Origin of the sequence: Candidatus Spongiisocius sp. (assembly GCF_965221825.1) — a bacterium.
Taxonomy (GTDB): Bacteria; Actinomycetota; Acidimicrobiia; order Spongiisociales; family Spongiisociaceae; genus Spongiisocius.
Map to the genome: position 1 here is coordinate 1,558,552 of NZ_OZ244917.1, position 24,888 is coordinate 1,583,439.

Consider the following 24,888-nt stretch of genomic DNA (forward strand, 5'->3'; position numbering starts at 1 on the left):
TGCGACCGCCGTGTCCACGTTCCTACTCAGGCAGCGCTAAGCGGCCAGCGACCAAGTCGTCCTCTAGTCGTGGCACTGTGTGCCAACTGCGTTGGCGGCTGTCCACGTTCCGCCCGCCGCGGCGCACACGGCCTCGACGGTGATGCCCGCGTAGGGGTTCACGTCCTCGACTTGTTGTTGCCCTTCTTCTATCCCCGACCACATGATGTACCCGGCGGCGATCATGCCTACTACGGTGAGCACGATGCTGAGCACTATGCCGATTGGTCTGTCCATTGCGCTTTCCTTCCTCTCTTGGTCACGGTGCCACGACGGCGCCGGTGTTGATCGATGCTGCTATGCCGAACATGAGGATCGCGACGGCCACAGCGACGATGATGGTCCCGAGGGTGCCGGTGGTGCGTCCGAGCCGGTCGGTGCGTTCTGCGGCTGTGGTGGCGTACACGGCGATCGCCCGGTCCATTACGTGGTCGATGAGTTCGCCGGTGGCGGTTCCGGTGCGTTCTACTGTGTCGACGGTTCCGAGCAGCGTCTCGGCTGCGGATCCGCTTACCCTCTGGGCGGCGGCGGTGAGGGGGTCCCGTCCTCCTTCGAGCGCGGTGGCGATGGCGGCCGCTACGGGTGTGAACGCTCGCTCGGTGGTCTGGTGGGCGGCTTCCACGGCGGCCTCGCGCAGCGGCATCCCTATGGCGGTGTAGAGCCGGACCCGGCGAAGCCAAGAGTGGAGTGCGCTGGACTGGCGGCGGCTGTGCGAGTCCAGGACGGTGCGGCGCAGCCGTAGGGGGAGCAGCAGCGGCATCCACACCCCAGCTGCGACACCGACAGCCGGTGCCGCTCTCGACCCGGTAGCGCCCGCTACGAGGACGAACACGACCACAGCCACCAGCAGCGTACAGGCCGCCGACAGAGCGGTGAACATCGGTGGTGTCCATCCGGCCGCGGACACGTCCTCGGCGTCGTGGTACACGGGAGGGTCGGTCAGCACCAACACGACAGCCAGCGCCACCAATGAGACCACCGCCAGCCAGATCACGACCGCATCTCCGCTGCGGCAGCCGCGAACATTGGCGCACACATCAGCGCAATCACCACAGCACCCATCAGTGAGATCAGCTGGCCGGTGGGGCTAAGCAGCCACGAGGCGTAGTCGGGCAGCCATACCGCTAGGCCGAGGATGGTCCCGACTGCTAGGCTGAGGGCGGTGATGGTGGGGATCATCTGCGCTGCGACACGGCGGTGGAAGTGCCGCGCCCTGTCGGCGTCGGCAGCGGCGAGGTCCTCGAGGGTGCTTAGCACGTTGGCCGCCCGTCCTGTGCCGCGGCGGGACGCCAGCAGCACGTCGGTGAGCCACACCGACGCCGTGACCGGGACTGCCTCGATGAACTCGCGGGAGGCGTCGGCTACGGCCCCCTCCTGGTAGCCGCGGGCTAGACGCTCGGCGGCGGCTCCGACGCTGCCCGTCGCTAGCGGGGCGGCTCGGGTCAAGGCCTCCCCGACGGTGGTGGCTGTGGACGCCTGGTTACGGAGTACGGTCGTCAGCCGTGCCATTCGCTCTGTGCGGCGGGTGCGGCGGGCGCTGCGCGACCGCAACGCCATGGCCCACAACCCGACACCGTAGAGGATCATGGCGGCCAACCCGAGGGCCATACCCCACTGAACCGCTACGGTGGCTCCCGTAGTCGCCGCCCCTGCCGGGCCTAGCACCGTGGACGGGCGGGTTTCTCGCACCGCTTGACGCGCCCGGGTGGCTCGCATCACCAGGAGGGTGGGTACCGGCCGGCGGTCGGGCCACAGGATGAGGCCCACACCGGCTAGGGCTGTCGCTGTGACGATCCACCCGGTCGGGTTCATCGTTCGCCTCCGGAGTCCACCACCCGGAATGGCCGGTCGGCGCGCGGGTCGGTCATGTCGTCGGGGCAGAGCCCCACTGAGTCGTACAGGGCGGCCACAACCGGGTTCTGCGGGAGGCTGACGGGTCGTGCCCACCGGTCCCCTTCGGCCAGTTGCCACAGACAGTTCGTCCGTATCCGCATGCCGGTGTCGTCTACGTCGACGATCTCGGTCACGTCGGCGATCACCCTCTCGTTGCGGTTGTTGCGGCCCAGCCAGACCAATAGATGCACCCCGGCCGCTATTTGGCGGCGGGCGTACTGTTCGGGGGAGCCCTCCGCCGCGGCGTAGGCAACCAACTTGTCCAGCACGCCGGTACCTGGTGGGGAATGCAGCGTCGCCAAGCACCCGTTCATCCCGCTCGACATGGCATCGAACAGGGCGTCCGCTCCCTCGCCGCGTATCTCGCCCACGACTATCTTCGAGGCGTTGCCTCGTTTGGCCTCGCGGATGTGGTCGGCCATCGTCAACTGCCCCACGCCGTCGGCGTTGGCGTCGCGGGTGAGCCGCTCAAACGTCAGGCGATGGATGCCGTAGTGGGCTAGGCGCAACTCGGCGGTGTCCTCGATGGTGTCCACCCGCTCATGTGGGGGTGTGTCAGCCAGGATCGCCTGGATCAGGGTGGTCTTGCCGCCCGACATGGTGGAAGCCACGATCACGTTCGCTCGGTGCGGCCCGTTGCTTGCTGCCACGAGCAGGCCGTTCAGCCGATTGTCAGCGAAGCCCAACTCGGCCAGGGAGCGCCGGCCTCCCATGTTCGCCCTCAACGCCAGATACATGGGTTTGACGACGAACCCCTCGGCGTGGAGTCGCCATCGATCCTTCAGGTTGAGGTCCAAGCGGGGGTGCTGTTCATCGAATCGGTGGGGACGGTCCCCGCCGAACGCGGCCAAGAACTTGACACCCTCCTCGAGGGCGTGGTCGGTGGGGAAGGGAGACCCCTGATCCTCGCGGCGGCCGTCGCTGTACTGGACCTGCATCCGCCCTCCGGCGAACACCTGGTACTCCTCCACGTCCTCCCGTTGCATTAGGTCGGCCAGGATGTCCTCGGCTTGCTGGCGGGCTCCCGCCCGGTGCGTAGCTGAGTCGGACGCATCGAACCGTCGGGGTTGCACGGCGTAGGGGGCCAGGTTCCGGCCCATGCGGCGCAGCAGCTTGATCGCCTTCCGGTGTGGGGCCGGGCGGATGTTCCGCATCGCGGTGATGCCGGCGGTAGCGGCGAGCAGATCAAGGCTCGGCTCTGGTTCGTCGGTGACCATCACGACTACCACCGGTACGCGGTACCCGGCACCGGTGTCGAGGTCGAGCCATAGCCTGACGTTCTCCGCCTTTCCTTCGGTGATGAGCGCAACCGCAGCGGCGCCGGCGACCGCGGCGAGCAGGCGGTCGTAGTCGATGTCGGAACGCACCACGAGCACCTGCCCCCGCGCTGTCCGTAGCGCCTCGTCGCCAAGGTTCTCGACCAGCGCCACTCCTCGCTCCTTGCGCCGTACCCCGTCGGCCAGGTTTCGGGCGACCCACTCGGTCACGTCAGGGGCGAGCCGTTTGTCTTTGATAACCAGCAGCATCTACCCGTCTCCCTCGCCCTCAGCCGGGTTCTCGGATGGGTCCTCGACGTCGAGTGGTGGGGTGTCGGCTTCGGGTGTCGGCTCCGGGTCGGGCTCCAGAGCGTCGGGGAGGTCGACGCACATGTCCCAGGTGCCGTCGGTGGTCGGTGCCCACACCGCCAGGTCGGGTTGGGCCATGAGTCGGACGGCCACGTCGGGCGTTACCGCAATGCTGACCGCGGGGCCCTCGGCGGCGAGTAGTTCGGTGACCAGCCAGGCACAGCCCTCGCCGGAGGGGCCCACTACCACCAGGTCGCCGGCGGCGGGGCCGGGCGGCGGGAAGTAGGTGGGGTTGACAAGGACCTGTAGCGGGGTTAACCCCTCGGGGACTCCGGAGTGGAGTCGCCACCGGTCAGGGCCGCAGGATGGCCATGCCACGCTGCCCGCTGGCCACACGGAGAGGCTCCCAGCGGCTCGGAGAGCGACCAGGTCACCGGCGTCGGCGGCTACTACCACGGTGCCCGTCGCTGCGTCCACGTCGAGTAGGTCGGTCACGACCAGGGCGCAGGCGTCGGCGGCGGGTGCGACTACGGCCCGGTCGCCGGGTTGCGGGCCGGGAGGTGGCCACAGGTTGGAGGCTGCGGTTAGGGCCAGTCGGGTAGTTCCCGCCGGTGTGGCCTGGATCGGGACGGGCGGCGGTTCCGGACGTGGACACTCGGGCCATGTCCCGCCGACTGGGGGCCAGACCGCCAGGTCGGGTTGGGCCATGAGTCGGGCGGCCACGGCGGGGGTGACCGCTACGGTCACGGTGCCTTCTTCGGCAGCCACGTCGACTAGTTCAGTGACGGTGAGGGAGCACGCTTCGCCGGCGATGCCGACCACTGCTTCGTCGCCGCTGGCGGGCCCCGGAGCGGGCCACAAGGCGGACGTTGCCACTAGGCGCAGACTGGTCAGTCCTTCCTGCCCGAGCAGCGGCCCAGGTGGGCGGATCATCTCGGCGGTGATGAACGTCCCACGGGGTATGTCAATGGCGGCCACTGAGTTGCCCAACCCGTCCGGGGTGACGAACAACGGAGCGAGGGACTCGGGGACGTCGATGACCACCACCTCGCCTACGGTCCCCCGCGGCCACGGCTCGGACGCGAACAAGACTCCAACCACGGCCGGCGGCGTCGCGCGCCCGAACAGCAGCACCATCACCACCGCTACCGCAACGAGCACCCCCGCCGCCGCTATACGGGCGGGTCTACCACTGAACATGCCTACCTCCGAAGTCCGCACATACGACCGCAAAGGGACGTTCTCTTGCCATCGGCTTGACCTTACCGGCATATCTACTGCAACGCAAACCAACTCTGCATATCATACTTTCAAGTGCCTTTCCGCGATTGAAAGTTGCTAACAGCGGAAGGTAAGGAGACCCAGACCCAGCCCTTACAGGGCAGGTTTCGAGGGCCGGAGTGATGTCTCCGCTGCCCACGAGCTACGCTGCCGGCCGGGCGGTTCGCTTGGCACGGGAGGTCGGCGGCGGCTGCTAGACCGAACGTCCGGTGGAGGCAACCGTCCAACTCAGAGAGAAGCACGGGAGATGGCATGGATGGGAGCCCGCAGGTTCAGCGATCTAGTAGCCCATATAGAGAGCGACCCGGAACGGCGTTCCCGTGTGGATGCCCTGGAGCAGGCGGCCTGGGAGGCACTCGCCGCGCACGATCTTCGTGAGCTACGCCGGGCGCGGGAGATGACCCAGGCCGAGCTCGCCCGCCGCCTCGACCGGGCCCAGCCTGCCGTCGCGGCCATGAGAGAACCGATGACCACCTGGTGTCCACAGTCCGAGCAGTGGTAGAGGGTCTCGGCGGACACCTCGAGCTGACCGCCGTGTTCGACGGCCAGCGAATCCCCATCGTTGCCCCAGCCCGTCGCTAGGGGTTCATAGCGACAGCGAGAAGCTCCGGTGGGTTAGCAGGTCGGGTGCCTTGTCTTCCGCTTCCGCGGGGTTCGCTTCGTCAACGGCCCGGTCACCGTTCAAGACCAGTTCGGTGGCCTCGTTCTCCGATCCCTGATGCTTGACATCGAGCCGGTCGAGGAGCGCTTCCACGTCCTCTCCGTTGGCTTGCGCTTCGGCTATCGCCCGGGTCGGTACTGGCAGGTCCGGGACGGGCCGCTCTATTGGGTTCTCGTTGATGTCTTTGCGGATCGCCTCCATCTTGGCTGCTTTCCGGGCTAGCAGTTGGTGATGCGGCCATGCCTTGTTGACCGCCTCGGTTGTGGATTCGAGGTCGCGTTCGAGTTGGGGGATGCGTTGGCCGGCGGCGGCGCGGGTAGCTGGGATTTCCTTGAGCAGGTTCCGGACTCTGCGTTCCAGGTCGGGGGTGGTGCCGTGCACGGGGCGGCCGCATGCGGCGTTGAAGGCGTTGATGACTTGGCCGGACTGCAGGCTGGTTGACAGCTTCGCCAGGGGTGGGCCGACACCGAGCACGGTCATCCGGTCGCGGGAGCGGACCCATATTGGAACGTCACCGACCTTGGCGATCGTTTCGGGCTGGTCGGTGTAGCTGTAGCTTGAGTTCCGCCAGCTTCGGTACACGGCCCGGGCGAGAAGGTCGGTGGCGTCTTGCCGGTTCAGTGGACGGTGGCCGTCCGCCTCGACGAAGGGTGCGGTGGGGGACACCGCCGAGTACGCGCCCAGTTCGTTGTGGACGGAGCGGGATGTGGCCAGCCGCTGTTCGGTGTAGCGGTGCAGGTCGGTGGCTTGGCGTACCGCCACCCGGGCAGCGTTCCGTTGCCTTTGGAGTGTGGCCACTTCGGCAGCGACCTCCGACAGGGCCACGGCCCGACTGTCCCCGGTGGCGTGGGCCATCATGTCGTCGTAGGTGAGTGTGTCCTCGTCGGTGTTGCACACGTCGATCACCCGCTCGCGGCCCTCGATGAACTGGCGGATGAACGCGTCCTTGTTGCGAAGGACGCACAGTTGCATCACGTCGCTGGTTCCTTCCCCGATGTGGTACCAGACACCTACCTCTGGGCAGAGGTTCCCCGGTCGCAGACCTCGCCCTTCCCGCTGTTCCATCAGTGCTGGCTTCCAGTCGAGGGTGAGGTGGTGGACGTCGGAGAGCCTCGTTTGGACGTTGACGCCTGTGCCCATCTTGGAGGTGCTACCAACCAGGACGGACACGTCCCCCTCCCGGCAGCGGCGGAACAGGTCCTGTTTCTCCGCTGCGGAAGGGTGGTCGTGGATGAACTCGATGCCGTCGGCGGGCACACCCCGCGCCACAAGCGCGTCCGCCAGCGTGCCGTAGACCCTCGGCCCGTCGGCGTTGGGTGTCCCGATGTCACAGAACACGAGCTGCAGCGTGCCCGTCTTGTCCGAATCCGGGAACCTCCAGTCGGTTTTCTCCCGGTGGAGGGCCGCTATGTGGTCGGCGGCGGTGACCAGCTTCGAGGGGCGTTCGGGGTTGACCGGGATCCCCACTGCGCTCAGGTCCACGGCGGCCTGGCGGGCGGAGGTGATGAGAGCGATCAGGATGTCCTTGTTGTCAGCGGGAGCGACCGCTCTCTCCGCGAGTGAGTCCATCCAGCCGTTGAGCAGCGCAGAGGCCGGTGCGTACACGTCCTGGCGGTCGCCGCCGGCTAGTGGGGGCCGTACCAGGCCGAGGCTGTCAGCGGTGCGTATGTCGGCTCGGGTGTCGATCATCGCCCGCAGCTCCGGCACGTTGACATACGCCGACACCCGTGTTCGGGGGGCGAACCCGCCGCCGAGGGGGGACGGTTCAATGTTCGTGGACTTGGTGGTGCACCACGAAGACCAGGCATCGTAAGTGAACACCCCTGCCGACTCCAGCAGGTCCGGACCCAGGTAGCGGAGCATCGCCCACAACTCCGAAGGCCGGTTCGATACGGGAGTGCCCGTAGCCAAGGTAGCGACACCCTTCCCCGGATGCCGGTTCCGCAGCACCTCGATCTTCATCAGCAGGTCCTCGGCCTTCTCCGCTCCCGTCAGGTTGGCGGTGCGGTCGGTCGACTGAATCGCCAAGTTCTTGTACTCATGAGCCTCGTCGATGAGCACATAGTCGAACCCGTACTCCTCCCACCACACGTCGTCGTCCTTGGTGGCGGTGAGCAACTTCCCCAGCCTCTCCTCGGCCCTCGCTACCTGCTTCTCGATCTGTTTGATCGTGCGCTGCCGACGGGCTTGGCCGCTCGTGTTGTGGTCACCGTGGAGAGCGGCCTCGTTGTTAGCCCGCTCGTAGTCCTCCCGCACTTCCTGGAGCCGCGACTGGAGGTGCGCCACCTTCGTGTCGGGCCGTAGCGGCATCAGGTTGAAGAACGAATGGGGCACAATCACAGCGTCCCAGTCCCCCCAGAGGCTCTGGGAGGCGAACTGGCGGCGCTGCTTCCGGCCGGGGGTGTCCCCCTTCGGCGGCATCAGCACCTTCGCGTCGGGGAATGCTCTCATGAACTCGACCCCGAACTGTGTGACCACCTGGTTAGGTACCACCAAGAGAGGCTTTTGGCGGATGCCGAGTTGCCGCATCCGCATCACCCCGGCCGCCATCGTGACCGTCTTGCCGGCGCCGACGCAATGACCCAAAAGGAAGTCGTCGCCCAGGGCGATCCGCGCCGCGGCGGTCTTCTGATGTTCGTACAGGCCCAGGGAGCGGAACTCGTCGCTCAGCCCCGGCGGCTCTCCGATCCACTCGGCCGGGAAGCGAGGGGGCACGAAGCGGTTGTACTGCGTGTTCCACCGCCTCTCCATCTCCTCGCGGCGGGTGATCGACTCGTCGAACATCCACTCGTTGAGGCGGTCATGCCACTTCTCGACCTTCTCGGCGGAGAGGGCGGTGGCCTCTGTGTCTACGACCCGCCGCTTAGGGTCGTCGGGATAACGCGGGTCCTGGCGGGTGATCACCACCTGGCGTCCCGACCACGCCGCGTCGAGGATCCGCAAGGCGCTGGCGTTCGCCGTGCCCCACACCGACACGAAATCGGCCGAGTAGGTGTCGGCCTGGCCGCTGATCCCCCAGCCGCCCGCCGCCGAGTAGGTAACCCGCAGGTCCCGGATAGGCCCGAGCGTGTCTGTGATCATCTGCTCCACCTCGTTCGGTTCGAGCAAGGTGGTGCCACATCCGATCTCGATGTCAGCTGCCGCAACGAACGGGGGCAGTACCTTCTCGAGGGCGGCCACATTCGGGGCGTACCGTGCGTCGTCGGCGGCTACCGCCGCAGCTTCGGCGTGTTTGGTCCGCACGTCGCCCGCCAGATACAGCGGGGCGGCCACCCACTGTTCCTCGCCGGGGGCTCCCACCGTGTCCGGGTTCCGGAAGGCCAGGCCTTCTTCCACCAGGTCGTCCTCCGCCCAGTCGAAGGTTGTGACCGACCGCATGAACTCGATGTCCACCCGGCCCAACCGCCCGACCGACTGCATCACCGCTTCGGTGAGGGTGGACACCTCCGCTGGTGCTACCACCGGTACGGTCATCGCACGGCGGAACGCCGGCCCCTTCACCGGAGTCCCGTCGGGGCCGTCCTCCTCCAGTCCCATCAGGAACACAGCGTCAGGGTCAGCGACAAATCCGCCGAGGTATTGGCGGCGCATGTTCCCGTCGTCGTCGCGTTGGATCAGGGTGTGACCGAGGGTGGCCACGGCCCGGTCGTAGGCGGCGCCCATCTCCGCCCGGAGGTCCTCGGTGTTCTCCGCTTCGCTCTGTTCCGCGGCGAGCAGCTCGCGGGCTACGTCCCGGAGGTCGCACATGGCGGCCAGCTTGGCGGCGGCCTCGGCCCGGCGGCGTTCCAGATCGGCCCGCTTGACTCTCGACGGGGCGCTCCGCAGCGACGGATCGGGCGGGTCGAGGCGGGGTTTGATCTCCCGGGGGAGTCCTTCGCTGATCTGTAGGTACCCCTTGGGGGTGACAAATATCGAACCCTCCCGAGCCCAGGCGGGCGGCACGAACGACGGGAACGGGCTGACCGCTGTCCGGGAGGCCCGGCTGGCCACATCCGGCAGCGGGTACGGCAGCACCGCTCGGGAGGCCAGAGCGTCGAGAGCGGCAGGGATTACCTCATCGAGGGGGTCTGCGGTGACGAGCTTCACGTCGTCCCGGCCCCACATACCACCGCTCTCGGGGGTGCCGACTACCAGGTCGGGGTTAGCGCCGTACCAGGCGTTCTGACGGAACGGGGTACCGTCAGACGTGGACCATTCCGTGGTGCCCCACCATTCCTCGTGGGCGGGCAGTTCTGCTGTCTTCAGCGGTTCGGGGCGGCGTTGGAACACCACCACGTCGGTAACCACCGACGTTCCCGACTGCGCGGTGAACGTGTTGCTCGGCAGCCGCACCGCTCCCACGAACTCTCCCCACCGTGCGATCTGCTTCCGTTGGGCGGGGCTCACCGAATCCAGTGTGTAACGGCTGGTGAGGGCCACCAGCAGCCCTCCCGGAGCCAGAGCCGCCAGCGACTTGGCGATGCAGTAGTTATGCAGCGACACGGGCTGGTCCACCGTTCCCAGGCCGTCCTTGGTCCGCACGTCCGCGAATGGCACGTTGCCGATCGCCGCCGCGAGACCAGACCCCTTGTAGGCTTGGAGGGGAGCGGTCACGACGGTGTGCTCGGGGTGGATCGCGGCGCATATCCGAGCCGTGGTCGGGTCCAGTTCGACACCTGTCATCCGCACGTCGGGGGGTGCGGCAGCGAAGAACACGCCCGGCCCGCTGCCCGGCTCGATCACGTCGCCGCCCTCGAAGCCGAGGTCGGTGACCAGCTTCCACAGCGCCTCCGCCACCAGCGGGGACGTGTAGTGGGCGTTGAGGGTGGACTGGCGGGCGGCGGCTACGGCGGTGTCGTTGTCGCCCAACGCTTCCCGCACCTGCGCCAGGAACCGTTTGCCCAACTGGTGGTCTTGGTCGAACACCTGCGGTACGGCTCCCCACCCGGACCAGCGGGCGAGGACCCGACGCTGTTCGGTGCTGGCGGGCTGGCCGGACTCCTCCACCTCGGCCAGCACCCGCAGGGCCTCCAAGTTGGCTTCGATCCGGCTGATCTGGCCGGACGGGGGCCGGTAATCGGCGGCTAGTAGGGGGGTGACGGGTAGTTCCGGAGCTGCCGGTACTCCGGTTCCGTCGGATACACCTTCCGTGCTTTGCGGGCGGCCGCGTCCCACACCAGGTGACGGCTCAGGGGTTCCATCCGGTCGAGGATCGTTTGCATCACCGACGGGGCCATCAGGTGGGTGCGGGCGTCGTCGTCCTGTGTCCACATGTCCAGCATCTCCGTCGCTAGCCGGCCCAGGGTCGTCGCGCACTGCTCCTCTCGGCCTCGCAGCCACGTCCCGTCCGGGGCCCTCCGCGTCGGATGCAGGTACCGGATCACGTCCGACCATTCCTGATCCCACACCGGCCGTTCCACTTCCGGAGGCGGCCGCTCCGCCCGGGCTTGGTTCTCCACCAGGTCGGACACCCGGAACTGGAACGCTGCCGGTGTCTCCCCCTCCCGTAGCGGTGTCGCCTCCCGCAGTCGGACCTGTTCCGCTCTCAGCCGGTCGTCCATCGCCGTGAAGTGCGCCACCGGGTCCGGCATCGCTGCCAGCGTCCTCGGACACCACGCCGCCATCCACCCCCACGCTGCCATGCCCCACTCCCGGCCCACCATCTCCTCGTGGCCGGACAGGTCCGGCTCCGGCCACCGGTGGCGTGCTGTCTCCGGGGCTGGTAGCGCTATCCGCAGGGCCATCGGTGGTGTCCTCCCAGTCGTCGAACAGCGAGAGTTGAGCGTCAGCTGCGGCCATCGTATCCGTCCCCTTCTTCTAGGCGGTTGGCGGGCCGTGGGCTACGGCGGTAACCGCCCACCGGGCAGCTGCGTCCTGAGCGACAGCCAGGTGCACACGCCAGGTGCGGGAAGTGGCGGAGCCGGGGGTGTCCGCTTCGTACTCGATGGTGACGACCGACACCGCAGGGTCGGTGTCAGGTACCGGGAAGAACTCGGGCTCGGCCCCGGTGATCCGCCAGTCCGGGTAGTGGGCCGAAAGCGCCGGCGGACGGTAGTCGGTGGCGGCCCACCGGGATGTGTCGCCGCCGGTAAGCCACGCATCGAGGAACCCGACCGCGGTTTGCCAGCGGCCGTCGGTCGCTGTCGCTGACGGCGGGTCGTCCAGCGGCCACCACGACGAAGGGGCAAGCCCCTCCGTGGGCCGGGGCGGGTGAGGCACCACCCACCCTGCCGGGCCGTGGTCCTCGACCAGGACCTGCACAGTTGCTCCGTCCACGTCGGCGGTGACCCGGACGCTCTGCCCGCTGCGGCGCCACGACACCTCCACCAGCTGAGGCTCCGAGCCGGGCGCCCACTCCTGCAGCGCCCGCTCAGCGGCTGCTACCGCGTTCACCGGGCCGAGAAGTTGCTGAGGATCGACCGTCACCGTCCCCGAATACAGGGTGGACGGGGTAGCACACCGCGACCAGAGCAGCACCACGACAATGAGGCCGACGGCTACGCCGAGGCCCATCAGGGAGCGTTTCAGGGCGGTCTGTTTAGAGTCCGAAGCTGCCATAGCCTCCCCTTCTGTTGCTGTGTTGCCGCTCGTCAGGTGTGACCGCTGCCTGCTCTCTCTCCGGTGTCGTCTCGGCTGAGACGGGAACGGCTTTGCGGGCTTGTGCCACATCTTCGGGGCTGAGTCCAACGATGCGCTCGATCCGCGACACCGGTACTTGTGCCCGGTCGCCGATCTCAGCGGTCTGCGCCTCCACCAGCCAGTCGCGTACGGCGAGGCGGTCTTGGACACTCGGGTCCGGTGGGCGGATCGTCGGATCGGGCGGTGGAACCCGGAGCAGCCCGCCGAAACGGGCGGCGGCCGCCTCCGGGGCGGCGGTGCCGCTCTTAACCGTGCGTCCCACCAGCCAGCTGGCCACGGCCTGGCGGGCAGGGAACGTAAGGTCGGGCGCCGGGTGCGCCTGCTGTGCCGGCAGCGCACGGGCCGCGACAGCGACGGTGGGTGTTCGGGCCGCGACAGCGGTGCCGGCTCGTTCGGCAACGCCCCGCTCAGCGGCCGCTGTGGCCCTCTCCTGGATGCCTACGGTGATGGCATCCACTACCAACCCCGCCGCTCTGCTGGCGTCGGCGCTGGCCGCTGTCAGGGCCGCTCCGCCCTCCTGGCTCCGGAGGTGACCCGCCCACGACTTCAGGTAGCGGGCGTGGTGAGTGACCGGGCTGTGCTCCAAACCGAGGGCGGAGCAGATCACTACCGCGCCGAGTTCCGCTACCAGTTCCTCACGCGCTCGCGCCTCGTCGCCGACCCCTGTCCGGGAGTGGCGTCCGGTGCGGGTGGGGTGGCCGGTCCAATGGGCGTGCTCGTGGGCTACGGTGCTGGCGTATCCGCCTACGTCGTCGAACGCGGCCGGGGTCGGTGTCACGATCTTGTCGCTGTCGCGGGAGTAGTGCGGCACCACCCCGTCCTGGAACTCCCAATCCGAGCCGGTCATCCGGAACATGTCGGTCACTTCCCGAGCCGACCACAGCCGGGGCGGGCGTTCGTATCCCTCGGCGATAGGAACGTCACCGTCCACCTGGGTGGCGTTGAACACCGAGTAAGGGACGACCCATTTGCGGACGGTCTCGCCGCAGTATCTGCCCTCCCGGCATTGCTTGTCGTCGCAGCATTTCGACGTGGCCACGCGGATCACCCGAACCGACCGTTCTCCCTTCCGGACCTGGCAGTCCACCTTCTGCCACTGCCGATAGGTTGCCCAGCCTCCGTAGTCGATGGCCATAGCGTTGCCCGCCGCGGCCAAAAACAGCCAGTTGATTCCCGTGTAGGTGCGTTCCGTGACCGGGTTGTGGGGAGTGGACGGACCCGACGCGTGGTACGGCTTGGTCCACTGGCCGTCGTCCCGTTCGATAGCGTCCGCCAGGGTCGCCGCCATAGCGTTCGTGAGGTCACTTACCTTCGAGCCCATCGGGTCTCCTCTCAGCGGTCGTAGGAGGCAGGTCGGCTGTCTCGTCGTATCCGAGAGTGAACCCCCACGGATGCTTCCCGTAACGGCGTCCGTCCTCCGCGTCCCGGTAGACGTCCACGGGTTGGCCGTCCGCCAGAGCGTCGGCCGGTTCTTCCCCGCTCCGAGGGGTGGGCCTGCTGGTCGGTTGTTCAGTCATGTCAGCTCTCCTCTCCTGGTACGTCGTCGTATCCGTAGGTGTGACCAAACGGGTGAACCCCGAACTTGCGGCCCTCCTCGTCGAAGTAGACCTTCAGGAGGTCGGGGTCCTCGTCGGGTTCGTCGCCGGCGAGTAGGGCCGCCTCGACCAGTTCCGCCGAGTAGTCCGACCCCCTCGACCCGACCGACGGAGGCAGCCACAGCCCGTCTGGGGCTGGCTGCCCGTTCAGGTCGGTACCTGATACGGGTCGCGAGGCGGCTACCACGTGGCCGGTGTTTCCGGCTGAAACGGTCGGCGCGGAGCTGGCTGGCGGTGGGACGGTCGTGGCCGGCTCCGTCGGGTCGGGAGGTGCTTCCTCCCCGGTGCCGGGGTCGGTGTCGTAGTACGTGTCCGCCTGAGCGGCGGCTTCGTTGCCCGCTGCCACATACGCGGCAACCTCGTCCGCTATCGGGTCCGGCGGTGGCGGCTCGAACATGTTCGCTGGGGGCCGCTCGTCAGGGGCACTTCCCCCGCCGGTGTACGGCCGGTCGTCCGCCGCCGACGCTTCGGACGTGTCTTCGCTACCGGCTCCCGGGGGGTTCTGAGCGGTGGGTACCGTATCCGCCAGCCAGCGGTCGGGGTCGGCCATAGCGATCGTGAAGGCGGGATGTTCGTCTGCGATCACACGGGCGTGGCCCTTGGGGATGGTCCGCCACGAAGCTGCCTGGTCGATGTCGTCGGTGTCTTCGTCCGTGCCGGCCAGGATCGCCCAGTCGCGGAGGGCGCCGGCGTCGGTGCTGCCGGGGAGTTGCATCTTCACAGGGCAGTTGCCTGTCAGGGTCTGGGCGTTGGCCTGCCCCCAGCCCGCCTCGAGCTGGCTCCGTTCCTGGATGCCACAGATGACCTGCGCTCGGGAGCGGATCGTCGACAGCACTTGCGGCAAGTCAGCGAGGCGGGCCAGGTTGGCCAATTCGTCCAACGCGAACAGAGGCCGCGGTGGCCGGGTGTCCGGGTCGGGCTGGTGTGTCTCCGTTTGGTGGAACAACCACCTCGAGACCGCAGCGAACACCGGCTTATGAGTCACCTGCGACATGTGGTCGGCGATGAGATAGAGCGTGTCCTCGCCGCCCGAGGTGGTCAGGTCGGCGGGTACCAGCGGGGGAGGGTGCTTGGCCTCGCCCGCCGTACCGGTGAACTCGAGAGCCGAGGTCACCTCCTTGACGGTGATCTCGACCGATCCCTGGAAGCGGTCGTCCTTGCCGGCGAGGGTTTTGAGCCGCCGCATCGACCGCCGACCCTCTGCCCCCAGGTCGGCGTTCTTCAGCATCGGGTCTTGTGCCATCCCCTTTATGTCCATCACCCAGTTCAGCGCTGTGGACAACCCCACTCCGCCGTCGGCGGGTCCTGTGTCGCCCATCTCGGCGGCGACGACCAGTACCTCAGCCAGGTATTGCTGGGCGAGCGTGGCCCAGATACCTTGCGCTCCGGCGTCGTGGGAAGACGACTGCGACGCCAGGAACTGAGCGAGCAGAGCGGCGGTTTCTCGCCGGTCAGCGGCAGGTACCTGGGCCAGCATCCTCACCGGGTCCCACACCACCGGGACGATCCCGTGGCGGCGCATCCAGTGCCACATCTTCCCGGTGGGGTCGTAGCCGTAGCAGGTGCCCTTCTCTGCCCGGTGCTTAAGCGTCCACTCCGCCAGGTCGGTCTTGACGCTGGTGGCAACTACCGGCCCCGGCCAGTGCCCGGCATTCGCGGCGATCACATGCCTTGTTTTGCCGCTGCCCGTAGGGCCGAGCACCAACACCGGCCGCCCGGCCGCGGCCACTATGTGGCTGCCTCGATTGTGTCCGAGCAGCACCCCCGGCCCGGGAACCATCGGGGAGTAGGGCGGCGGCAGCGGCCAGGTCCGGTGGCGGAACTCCTTAGGCAAACCTCCGCCGAACCGCAGGAGGCCGGCAAGGGCTGTAGTTGGCCAGCCCGCTTCCTTCCAGCGATAGAGCGACGAAGCACCGAACGTCAGCGTGGCCACATACGCTGCGGTAAGTAGCCACAGCCACGCCGCAGCAGCTACAGCATCAGACTGGGACACCAGCAGCCACGCCTCGTCGAGTCGGGCACCATCGGCCGCCATCTTCCACCCGACATCCCAAAGAGCGGGCACCGACGGCCAGCCGCCCGGGCGGCCGCCCACCACCCAGGTACCGGTTGCCAGGGTCGCGCCCAGGACCAGCCACACGGTCGGTATCCCCGCGGCAGCCACCGTCACCCAAAAGGTGGGGGTGTTCTCCCCGAGCGACACCGGCGCTCTCTTTGCCCTGTTGTCGGCTGTGTCACTCATCGCACCCCTCCGGCTCCTCGGGTTCGTCGGCAGCGGCGGCGGCTTCCTCCTCGGCCAGCAGCTCGGCTTCGAGGGCGGCGGGAGTGAGCGGGTCGCCCCGCTGCCACGCCCGGAACAGTCCTTGCGGGCAGAGACGCCGATCCTCGGGGCCCCAGACAGCGACTGTGACAGCCCCGCCCGGGGCTATGCCGATACCCTCGCCGGCGGTCACCGCGTGCGGGGTGCAGTCGGGTTCGTCGGGCTTGGGGCCTACCCAGAAGTCGACGTGGAGGTGCTCGTCGTGGCGGACGACGGACACCGGGGTACCCGGTTCGTAATCGAGGTTGAACACGAGATTGCGGATCTGGTATTCACCCCGTTGCGGAGCTTGGTCCTGGATCAGGGTGGACCCGTCCTCGAGGGCTGAGGTGCGCGGGTTGTACATCGTCCGTGCCAGCGCAGCGGTGAGCCGGCTCAGAGCGTCGTGAGACGTTGCGGAGTCCATGTCGTGCGGCTCCCGGTCCAGGTCGCCGTCCACGTCCACGGCTAGGTCCACCGCGTTGTTCCAGCTGTGAGGAGACCAGCTTTCGGAGTCGTGCACCTTCCGGCATGAGAACGTGCCCAGGTTGACCAACACCGCCGGTGGGGTCAGGCGGGCGGCACGTTCCAGTTCGGGCCAGTCCCGAAGCAGCCTCTGCAACGGCCCCGACGGTGGCGGCGCTGTCCCGCCCGGGTGCGCCAGCACGCCGCACAGCTCCCACCGGGCGTCGTCCTGGTCGTGGATGTGGACGCAACCGCCGGCGTGGTACTCGGCGGTACCAGCGGTCGGGGCGTACACCGTGGTGCCTGCCGCTGCCGGGATCCGCAGCTGGTACCCGTCTGTCGGCTTCGTCCAGGCCGAAGACGAAGGCGGCAGCGTGAACGTCCACCACCCCGGCGGGGAGTAGGTGGCCGGCTGTGGTGGGGGAGTGGCGGGGAAAAGCCATGACAGCCCTACGGCCCACGGCAAGATACGGGCGTGGCGGCTGGGGTCGCCGGCGGCGGTGAACCCCCAGTTCGGAACGGCCACGGGAGCGCCGTAGCCGACTTCCAACAGCCCGTTCCAGGCGGCTACGCCCTCGGGTACGAACCCGAGCTTGACCCCGCAGATACCGCCCTCACACGTCACGGATGTGTCGGGCCCGCCCCAGCGGTCAACCAGCGCCGCCAATACCGGGCCGCCACCGCCTGCCGACCGGGGCGTGTACGCGAGCGGCGCTCCCCAGGGAACGGGGCCGGTCGCCGCGGCGGCTTGGAAGGTGATGTCATCCCAGGCGGCCAGCACGCTATCCGCCCATGCCCGGTCGGGCCGCCACGCCAAAAGCGCCCCTACCGGGTCGTCGGCTGCCCCACGGACACAAAGCGCCGCCGCTGCCGTAACCGCAGCGTCCCACACGTTGTGTGGGTCCACGATCTCGTCGAAGTTCCCGTCCAGGCCTTCGGTGACCACCTCGGCGGGCCACAGAGCGAGCGGGCCTACGCGGGCGTCAGCGGTGGCGGAGCCGTCGAACCGGCCCCCGTCGGTGTCTGCCCGGTCGGGCTGGTCGACCAACGGTGTGAGCGTGTCCCCGAACGCGTTAACGGAGACCCCGGCGGCGTGAGCCGAAGATACCTCCCCGAGGGCGGCTACGAGTCGCCAGTCGATCCGGTCGCCCTCCGGCTGTGTGTCCGCGTCCGGTGGCCATAGCATGGCTCCGCCACCTCGCTGGCAGATGACGCTGGCGGCGAGCTGGTATGCGGTCCACACCTGGTCGCTGGCGCCGAACGGCATCCCCGTAGCCGTGCCGAACCCGGCAGCGACCAACACGACTCCACCAGCGAACAGCACCGCGGCGGCAGCGGCGACTCGGGGTGCCCGGCGGGCGGCGGCCACGCCGATGCGTCCCAGCGCTTTGGGGTCGCCGGCAAGCGCCTGAACACCACGCCGGGTGACGGCCAGGGCCTTCCGGACCCGGGGCGGCCTAACCACTGCCCGCACCCGGGCGAGGCCCGAAGGGGGCGGAGGCCGGGCGTCCGCCCCTACCGGCGAGCCAGCGGGCCATGCCCTCCGCGGCGGCCTGGGACGACTTCCCGGCCAGCCCCTTCGCCTGGCGGCCTTCTACCGCTGCTTTGCCGCCCTTGGTGCTGGCCGCCACCTTCGCGAGGGTTTGCAGCCCCGGTCTCTGGCTAGCAGCAGCGCCCGCCGCCGCGGCGGTTAGTCCGGTCACCTTCTGAGCGGCACCTTGGAGGCGCTTCGTTCCGATCTTGGCGGCAGTAGTGATCCCGCGGGGTGCGAGGTGGGCGGCGACGAAACTTCCCGCCAGGCCACCGGCGGCTGCGCCGGCGACAGACCCGCCACCGCCGACTCCCTGCTGGGAGAACGCCGCCGAAACTTTCCCGCCTAACTGGGCAGAGAGCTGAGCAGCCGCCTTCGGGAACACTTTGCGCAGCCGCCAGCCTGCCCAGGCGACCAACAAGAACGCCAGCGAACGTTCGAGGAGTGCCATGCCCTGGGTGCGGCCCACAACGGCCGCCAGAACGGTCATTACCAGGCTCAGGAACAGCATCCCGGCGCCGAACCCGACCATGCCCCGCAGCAGGAGCGAAAACCACGCACCCACGACCTTCCGGCCGCCTGGCCAGAGCACCCCGGCCACAGCCACCGGCAACGAAGCGAACGCCGCGCCCAACAGCACCTCCGACAGCAGAGCAAGGCCGGCCGCTACGAACACCAGCCCCGCCACCGCTATCTGGCCGACCACCACCATAAAAGCGCCGAACAGCCGCTCCGAGGTAGCGGTCGCGGCGAAGTCGGCCATAGCAGCGCCCTGCGCGCCGCAGTCGCGGAGCACATCGAGGTTCGTAGCGGCCTGCGAGCGGATACCGTCGATGAGAAGCCTCTGGGCGGCTTCGATGTGGCATCGGTCGTCGAGGGCCGACCCGAAGTTCAAGTGTTCCCAAGGTGTGTGCACCGTGGAATCCAGCACGACCTGCATAGCAGCAGCGGCGTCGAGGTCGGCTCCGGCATCTGCGATCACCCCGAAGGTCAACCCATCGGCCAACAGTTGCCGAGTCTCCAACGCTCCGGCGTAGTAGCCCGAAAACGCGGCGGGCGTCAGCAAGAACCAGCCCAACGTGAACCCCAGCAAGGCGAAGACGACCGTGCTGGCGGCGTCTGCCACACGGCCCCGCAGCAGTTTCCACCCTGCCGCCGCTCCAAGGAGCGCGAGGCCCGTCTCGTAGAGGCGCAGCCCCCGCACCACCTGCGTCTGGAGGAGCCGTGCCAGCTCGCCGGGGATCCCGGCCAAAATGGCGGTCACCGAACCCGACACTGCCCAGTCGAACGCCCACATCGCCACCCGCAACGCGACTAGCCCAGCCTGCCAGACCATCGTGAGGACCAAACCCATGAACGGGCTGGTCAGCGTCTGCAGCCCCAGCTTCCCTTCTGTTCGGTGGAACATGTGGTAGGTCGTTACCGGGAACGACGCCGAGGTACGCGGAGCGGAAGCCGAGTTAAACCAGCCCCGGGGGGCTTCGAGGGTGGCCAGCTTCGCGTACGTGTCCCGGACGCAGTTGGCGCGCATGTTCACGGTCGCCGGCAAGCTCTGGCCACCACGGAGGTAGCCGGGCGCTACCGAAGTCACCTCAGAAAGCGGAGCGTCCTCTGCCAGCAGCGCGCAGCCTGCCAGTTCCTCCATCAGTATTTCCCGGGGTGTACCCGCCGAGGACGCGCACCAGGCAGCGTCCAGGTAGCCGCAGTCGGTGGGGATGTCGGTGAGGCCCGCCAACTGTTGGGGGCACACGACCTGTCCGCCCATCCCCGGCCCGTTCGACTCCCACCTACAAGACAGCTCGGCTGCCGCCGGCGTCGGTGACGCCCCGCCGATGGTGCAGTCGTCTTCGTTGCCGGCTACGGACGTAGAGAAGCAGTCGGCCAGCTGGTTAGCGGGTGTAGTGGACGGGAGATAGGCCGGGTCGCAGTCCTCGCCTACGGACACACCGGCCATCGCCGCTGCCCAGCAGCCGTAGTCTTTCTGCGTGGTCGAGGGGGACTGGGCCGGGGCGGATTCCGCCGGTGAGGGCATCGTGGTGGTCGGAGCCGCGGCCGGTACGGTCACGTCCGGCTGGGCGGCTGACGGTGCGGCGGTGGCAGCAAGGAGGACAACTGTCACCGCCGCACTGAGCACCCCCCGGCGGGGACGTCTCGCCGTCATTTCTGTGTGCTCAGCGCCGGCGCCGGCGTGGTGTCTACCGCCGCTGCGGCGCGGGGGTCAGCCGGCAGGAGAACGTCTACTACGCCTAGCCGCCCGTATATGTCCCGCCAGAGCATCGTGCCCGTGGGCAGGCTGGTCAGCAGGGGGGCGGCTATGTCGGGGTCCGCCCCGGCCAACTTGGCGGCCTCCGTGCCCGCCTCGAGGTTGAGTACCCTGAACACGGCAACATGCCCCAGCAGTTCTCGCAGTTCGGCGTTCACGGTGAAGTCGTTGGCCGACTGTGTACCGATCCACACGCCGGTGTTGTGCTTGCGCCCGTCTCTCAACGCCTCCACCACCGACGCCTGCGCCCGCGGGTCACGGACCAGCGACCATGCCTCGTCCAGGAGGAGAGCCGAAAAGCGGGGATGGGCGAAAGTAGCGGCGTGGCCTACCAACAACATCCCCAGCACCACCGCGGCGGCGGCGATATCGGCGGCGGTGTCGGTTGTGTCGGCCAAGACCAGGCCGGGGGCGTGGAGCACCACTAGGTCGGCTGACAAGTCAGCTGGACGGCGACGCGGGTCGAACAGGGCGCCGGCGACCGTGTTCTCGGCGAGGTGGGTGATTAGGTTCCGGTGCTCGGCCCACACCGCCGGGGGAGTGGTCTTGTCACCTTCGGCGGCTGTGTCCACCAGTTCCAGCATCGACCGGCCGTGGCATCGGGCCGCGGTGCGTCCCAGTTGGGTAGCCACCGTGGAGCGGGCATCGAGGTCGAGAACGTGGGAGAGTAACCGCACTGCGGTATCCGCGGCGGCTCTGCGGTCAGAGAGGGTGCGGAGAGGGTCGAGGGACACCTCCCCGGCGGTTACATCGATCACTTCCACGCTCAGGTCGGTGACCTGAGCGACCACCTGGGCGAAGGAGACGTATTCGCCGACGTCGCGGTCGCTGCGGTCAGCTACCACACATTGGCCACCCGCCGCCAATGTCGTCCACAAGCACCGTTTCAGAAACACGCTCTTGCCCGATCCCAGACTGCCCACCACGCCGATCGAGGGAGACTGAGGTTCGGCCCCGACAGCTTGGGCGCGTGGCCCGAGGGTCGGATCGAACAGGATCGGCTCCAGCCAGCCGCGTTCGTCGTGGACACCCAGCAGCGCGCCTTGGGGGTCGCCGAGCCGTGACTGGAGCAGCGGACCTAACCCGGCCAACCCATCGGAAAGCACTACCTGCCCGTAGTCATGGAGGTAGCGGGCCGAGGACACACGGGGGAGCCACACCCGCCGGGCGGCGACCTGGTCGCCGGATGGGACAGACACGGACATACCGACCGCCGCAGCGCGGGCTTCGAGCCGGTGCGTGCGGGAGCGGAGAGTTCGGACTGCCGTGGCCACGTCGTCGCCGGCAACGCGTACCGCCGTGGAGAACAAGACGGTTATGTTGTATTCGTCGCTGTCGGAGCGTTCCGCCAGCGCCTCCCGCTGGCCTGCCACCTGCTCGGCGGCTAGCCGCAGCTCGGGTGGTGCCCCAGCGGGGTCGCCGTCATGCTGAGACCACTGGCCGGCGATTTGCCGGTCCAGGTTACGCGCTCGGGCGGTGGCCACCGCGTGGGGCGTGACCGTCACGTCCACCACCCAGTCCCACGGGTCCTCGAGGGCGTCAAGCGCCCACAGCACTTCACCGCCGCCGGGCACGTTCCACGAAGACGGGATCTCCGACAGGGCTGCGGTCGTGTGGGCTACCGTCCCGTGGCGGGTAGCGGCCAGGGACACACCGCTGGCCGGTTCGCACCACTCGGCAGTGCCCCTCCGCCACGCGGACGCTCCCTGCACAATGCCCCGGCCGACTGTGACCGCGCCGGGCGACAACTGCGGGAGAGCCAAGTGGGGATGGTCGTCAGGTTCGGCTAGCACGGGGGGAGTGGTAGCCCCGAGAGGCACCCGGTCCAACAGCTCCGTCACCTCGTCCAGGGTCGCCGCCCGCAGCGGTACCGAGCCCGCCGCGCGGGACTCTATCTGTTCGGTGCGGGCTGCCAGACGTTCCCAGCCGATAGCGCCGGCTCGGAGCGGACGGGTGTAGCCGCCGGCTCGGAGTGCCCGCTGCCACCAGCCCACCAGGTTCGATCCCAGGGGTACCCGCCCGGCGTGAACCCACAGCCAGAAGCTTCGCTCGGTCAGCTCAGCGGAGCGGATACGGGCTGTTTCCGCAGCGATCTCGGCCTCCCACGAAGGCTCCTGCGAGGCGCGTCGCATCCGGTCGGCGACGGTGCTGGCGCTGAGTTGATCCACCGTCGACAGCAGCCGCCACCGCTCTCCGCCCACCGCCAGGACCAGCCGCTCCACCGCGGCGAGGGACCCGAGGCCCTCGGCGGTGTCGGCCAGCAGCCCGTAGTTGGCGGGCTCCACCGCGAACAGCAACCACATCGAGTGGTCGCTGCCGACCGCGGCGTTGCCAGCCACCAGGTCGGCGGAACGGTCGGTCAGCGTCTTGTGGGACTGCCGATGCAACCAGAACCGGACCTTGCCGGCGGCTCCGGCAGCGAACCCACGACCGTCCACGCGGACACGCCGCAAGGCACGGCCAACAGCAGCTGCGCCGCCCAACAGAGGTACCAGCACCCACGCAGTCACCCCCAGCCGGACCAGCAGCAGCCCCAACAGGAGGGCCGCGACGAACACTCCCACTTGGGGGAGAGTGAACGTCCACGGCAAGCTCAAGCCTGGGATCCGGCCCATCTCGGTCGGGCGGCGGCGGGCAGCCGTGAACGATTGGCACGTCCGGCTGCCCTGCTTCGTAGCCATCTTCTACCTCCCCGGCACCCGGTCAGCAGACGCCGGCCTCGGACTGCTGCTCGGTGCAGACAGTGGTGCCGGTAGAACCTCCGGGATTGGTAGTGGTCGGGCTGGGGCCGCTTCTGCCGGTCACCTGCTCGACAGTGACCCTGTCGTCACCGAGCACGTCAGCGCCGAAAAGGTTGGCGACCGTGGTCATGTTGGCCACCAGCACCATCGCCGAGATACCCAAGGCCGCCATGCCCAACACAGCGGGGGCGCTCCGCGTCTTGAGATAGGCGAACAACATTCCTGCCCCTGTGGCGAGTCCGAAACCGAGCAGCACCAGCACCAGGAACTTGTCTATGAGGTTCGCGATTACATCGAACATTGCGGGTCCTCCTTTTGGTTGTGCGTCTTAGTGGCCTAAGCGTCTGTTGACTCGGGGGCGGCAGCCACGAACCTCCCATCGATGTAAGAGCTACCTCTCAGCCGGCCGGCTCTGGCCAGGCGGCGGGCGAACACACGGGTCCGGTCCTGCTCCGGGAGTAACCCGTCCGAGACCACCCCGCCGCACATGTCCGCCAGCTGCGTCACCGTGTCCAGCGTCCCGCCTCTCCACGGAGCGTCCACCGGCGGTGTCCACTCCCAACTCGGAGCAGCGTCAACCCCGGTGGTTACGGGGGCGCCCACTTCGGCGGGTTCAGGTGCCACTACCTCCACCGCCGCCAAAAGTGCCTCGAACAGTTCGTCGGACAGGGCCGCGGCCGGGAGAGCAGTACCGGGTGCTTCGCTGGTAGTTGCGTACGTCATGGAAGAAACTGTGCCACCCACCCCCCGAAACCCGGTCGCGCATCCACCCCTACCCGGTCGCGCTCAACCGCGACCGGTCGCGTATCCACCCCTACCCGGTCGCGTATCCACCCCTACCCGGTCGCGTATCCACCCCTACCCGGTCGCGCTCAACCGCGACCGGTCGCGTATCCACCCCTGCCCCGGTCGCGTATCCACCCCTGCCCCGGTCGCGTATCCACCCCTGCCCCGGTCGCGTATCCACCCCTGCCCCGGTCGCGTATCCACCCCTGCCCCGGTCGCGTATCCAACCGACGTGGGCGTTTGAGGGTGTTTCAGCCGGAAACGGGAGCGGCGGCCCCGGATGAGTTACAGGTGCTGCCGGGGCAGCTCCAGAACAACCCGGTGCGCTGTCAGGTCAGTCCGCCGGCCCGCTCCGGACGGTGCTCGAGGTCGAGCCAGCGACGCCTCCGGGGGCTGCCGGCATCGTCATAGCATCCGGCCCGGTGCCTCCACGTCGCGGACTCGGGGCGGGAGCTCGTGGGTGGCCAGGTCCGGCCAGCCGGTAGTACCAATCCCGTTCCACTATCCACAAGGCGTCGCCGTGCTCGTCGATAAGGGGGATCGTGTCGGGGTGTTCCCGCCGCTGTTCGGTGGCCCGGTCCCACAGGGTCACCTGGTGGCCGGCGCCTGCAATCGCGGCGGCGGCTTCCTCGGCGGTCACGAACTCCGCTCCGTAGACCTGCCTGTTGGACGGATACGCCGCCTCCACGATGCTGGCCGACCAGTGTGTACCCATCCCGGCCAGGAGCGCCCGGCCGCCCCCGGCGTTGGCGCAGAAGCGGTACTTGCCGGCAGACCAGTCGGTGGACAGCGTGTAACCACGGGGAGCGAGCGGAACGTGGTAAGAGGCCCGGGGCGCCCGGAGGGCGTTCGCTGCGGCCCGGCGGGCGTCCCGTTCCCGCCACAGGTGGAATTCGTCAGCGGTCCGGTAAGGCACCAGGTCGTAGCGGCGGCCGAGGGCGGACGCCGCCGCTGCCGGCGTCCGATGCAGACCGGGCAGCATCCGCGACTCGCCCGCCCCGGTCCGAGCGGTACCCCATCGGTCGCTGCGTCCGCTGATCTGCACATGGCCACGTTCGGCGGACGCGATGAAGTGGATCACCCCGTTGTCCGGGGAGGCCTCCAGCAGCATGAACGGTGACGGCGTGATCGCCATTGTCTGGGTGTGATCT

Annotated in this window: 18 protein-coding genes; 1 reads left to right on the forward strand and 17 read right to left on the reverse strand. The window is 68.5% G+C overall.

Going from position 1 to position 24,888, the window contains the following annotated elements; all coding sequences use genetic code 11:
- Positions 1 to 63: 63 nt before the first annotated feature.
- From ACOQPD_RS07395 to ACOQPD_RS07415, 5 genes are read right to left on the reverse strand one after another with little or no spacing between them, the layout of a single operon-like run.
- Positions 64 to 276: a hypothetical protein gene (locus tag ACOQPD_RS07395; RefSeq protein WP_420614247.1), complete on the reverse strand. Its 213-nt coding sequence runs from the start codon at positions 274 to 276 to the stop codon at positions 64 to 66.
- A 22-nt stretch (positions 277 to 298) separates the two neighbouring features.
- Positions 299 to 1,033, reverse strand: a complete 735-nt coding sequence (locus ACOQPD_RS07400) for a type II secretion system F family protein (RefSeq protein WP_420614248.1) — start codon at positions 1,031 to 1,033, stop codon at positions 299 to 301.
- Complete coding sequence (locus ACOQPD_RS07405) at positions 1,030 to 1,851, reverse strand: hypothetical protein (protein ID WP_420614249.1); 822 nt, start codon at positions 1,849 to 1,851, stop codon at positions 1,030 to 1,032. The genes ACOQPD_RS07400 and ACOQPD_RS07405 overlap by 4 nt, the downstream gene beginning before the upstream one ends.
- Complete coding sequence (locus tag ACOQPD_RS07410) at positions 1,848 to 3,458, reverse strand: ATPase, T2SS/T4P/T4SS family (RefSeq protein ID WP_420614250.1); 1,611 nt, start codon at positions 3,456 to 3,458, stop codon at positions 1,848 to 1,850. The genes ACOQPD_RS07405 and ACOQPD_RS07410 overlap by 4 nt, the downstream gene beginning before the upstream one ends.
- Positions 3,459 to 4,697, reverse strand: coding sequence for a hypothetical protein (locus ACOQPD_RS07415; protein WP_420614251.1), 1,239 nt, complete (start codon positions 4,695 to 4,697; stop codon positions 3,459 to 3,461).
- 328 nt (positions 4,698 to 5,025) lie between these two features.
- Between ACOQPD_RS07415 and ACOQPD_RS07420 the strand changes: the two genes are divergently transcribed.
- On the forward strand, positions 5,026 to 5,280 hold the full coding sequence (locus ACOQPD_RS07420; RefSeq protein ID WP_420614252.1) for a hypothetical protein: 255 nt from the start codon (positions 5,026 to 5,028) through the stop codon (positions 5,278 to 5,280).
- Between the two features lie 84 nt (positions 5,281 to 5,364).
- Here ACOQPD_RS07420 and ACOQPD_RS07425 read toward each other — a convergent pair whose 3' ends face one another.
- From ACOQPD_RS07425 to ACOQPD_RS07480, 12 genes are all read right to left on the reverse strand, one after another.
- Entirely contained in the window at positions 5,365 to 10,452 is a 5,088-nt protein-coding gene (locus ACOQPD_RS07425) for a helicase-related protein (RefSeq protein WP_420614253.1), read from the reverse strand.
- Positions 10,453 to 10,502: 50 nt separating this feature from the next.
- The gene (locus tag ACOQPD_RS07430; RefSeq protein ID WP_420614254.1) at positions 10,503 to 11,162 is read right to left on the reverse strand and encodes a hypothetical protein; all 660 of its coding nucleotides are present in this window, start codon (positions 11,160 to 11,162) and stop codon (positions 10,503 to 10,505) included.
- Positions 11,163 to 11,235: 73 nt separating this feature from the next.
- Complete coding sequence (locus ACOQPD_RS07435; protein WP_420614255.1) at positions 11,236 to 11,976, reverse strand: hypothetical protein; 741 nt, start codon at positions 11,974 to 11,976, stop codon at positions 11,236 to 11,238.
- Positions 11,957 to 13,378, reverse strand: coding sequence for a zincin-like metallopeptidase domain-containing protein (locus ACOQPD_RS07440; RefSeq protein WP_420614256.1), 1,422 nt, complete (start codon positions 13,376 to 13,378; stop codon positions 11,957 to 11,959). The genes ACOQPD_RS07435 and ACOQPD_RS07440 overlap by 20 nt, the downstream gene beginning before the upstream one ends.
- Positions 13,359 to 13,574, reverse strand: a complete 216-nt coding sequence (locus ACOQPD_RS07445) for a hypothetical protein (RefSeq protein WP_420614257.1) — start codon at positions 13,572 to 13,574, stop codon at positions 13,359 to 13,361. Before ACOQPD_RS07445 ends, ACOQPD_RS07440 begins: the two co-directional genes overlap by 20 nt.
- A 1-nt stretch (position 13,575) precedes the next feature.
- Positions 13,576 to 15,894 carry a TraM recognition domain-containing protein gene (locus ACOQPD_RS07450; RefSeq protein WP_420614258.1) on the reverse strand — a complete coding sequence of 773 codons (2,319 nt, stop codon included), beginning with the start codon at positions 15,892 to 15,894 and terminating at the stop codon, positions 13,576 to 13,578.
- Positions 15,887 to 17,881 carry a hypothetical protein gene (locus ACOQPD_RS07455; RefSeq protein WP_420614259.1) on the reverse strand — a complete coding sequence of 665 codons (1,995 nt, stop codon included), beginning with the start codon at positions 17,879 to 17,881 and terminating at the stop codon, positions 15,887 to 15,889. Before ACOQPD_RS07455 ends, ACOQPD_RS07450 begins: the two co-directional genes overlap by 8 nt.
- Entirely contained in the window at positions 17,874 to 20,066 is a 2,193-nt protein-coding gene (locus ACOQPD_RS07460) for a hypothetical protein (protein WP_420614260.1), read from the reverse strand. The genes ACOQPD_RS07455 and ACOQPD_RS07460 overlap by 8 nt, the downstream gene beginning before the upstream one ends.
- Before the next feature lie 38 nt (positions 20,067 to 20,104).
- On the reverse strand, positions 20,105 to 22,891 hold the full coding sequence (locus ACOQPD_RS07465) for an ATP-binding protein (RefSeq protein ID WP_420614261.1): 2,787 nt from the start codon (positions 22,889 to 22,891) through the stop codon (positions 20,105 to 20,107).
- Positions 22,892 to 22,913: 22 nt separating this feature from the next.
- On the reverse strand, positions 22,914 to 23,252 hold the full coding sequence (locus ACOQPD_RS07470; protein WP_420614262.1) for a hypothetical protein: 339 nt from the start codon (positions 23,250 to 23,252) through the stop codon (positions 22,914 to 22,916).
- A 35-nt stretch (positions 23,253 to 23,287) separates the two neighbouring features.
- Positions 23,288 to 23,674 carry a hypothetical protein gene (locus ACOQPD_RS07475; RefSeq protein ID WP_420614263.1) on the reverse strand — a complete coding sequence of 129 codons (387 nt, stop codon included), beginning with the start codon at positions 23,672 to 23,674 and terminating at the stop codon, positions 23,288 to 23,290.
- 397 nt (positions 23,675 to 24,071) lie between these two features.
- Complete coding sequence (locus tag ACOQPD_RS07480) at positions 24,072 to 24,872, reverse strand: hypothetical protein (RefSeq protein WP_420614264.1); 801 nt, start codon at positions 24,870 to 24,872, stop codon at positions 24,072 to 24,074.
- Positions 24,873 to 24,888 lie beyond the last annotated feature (16 nt).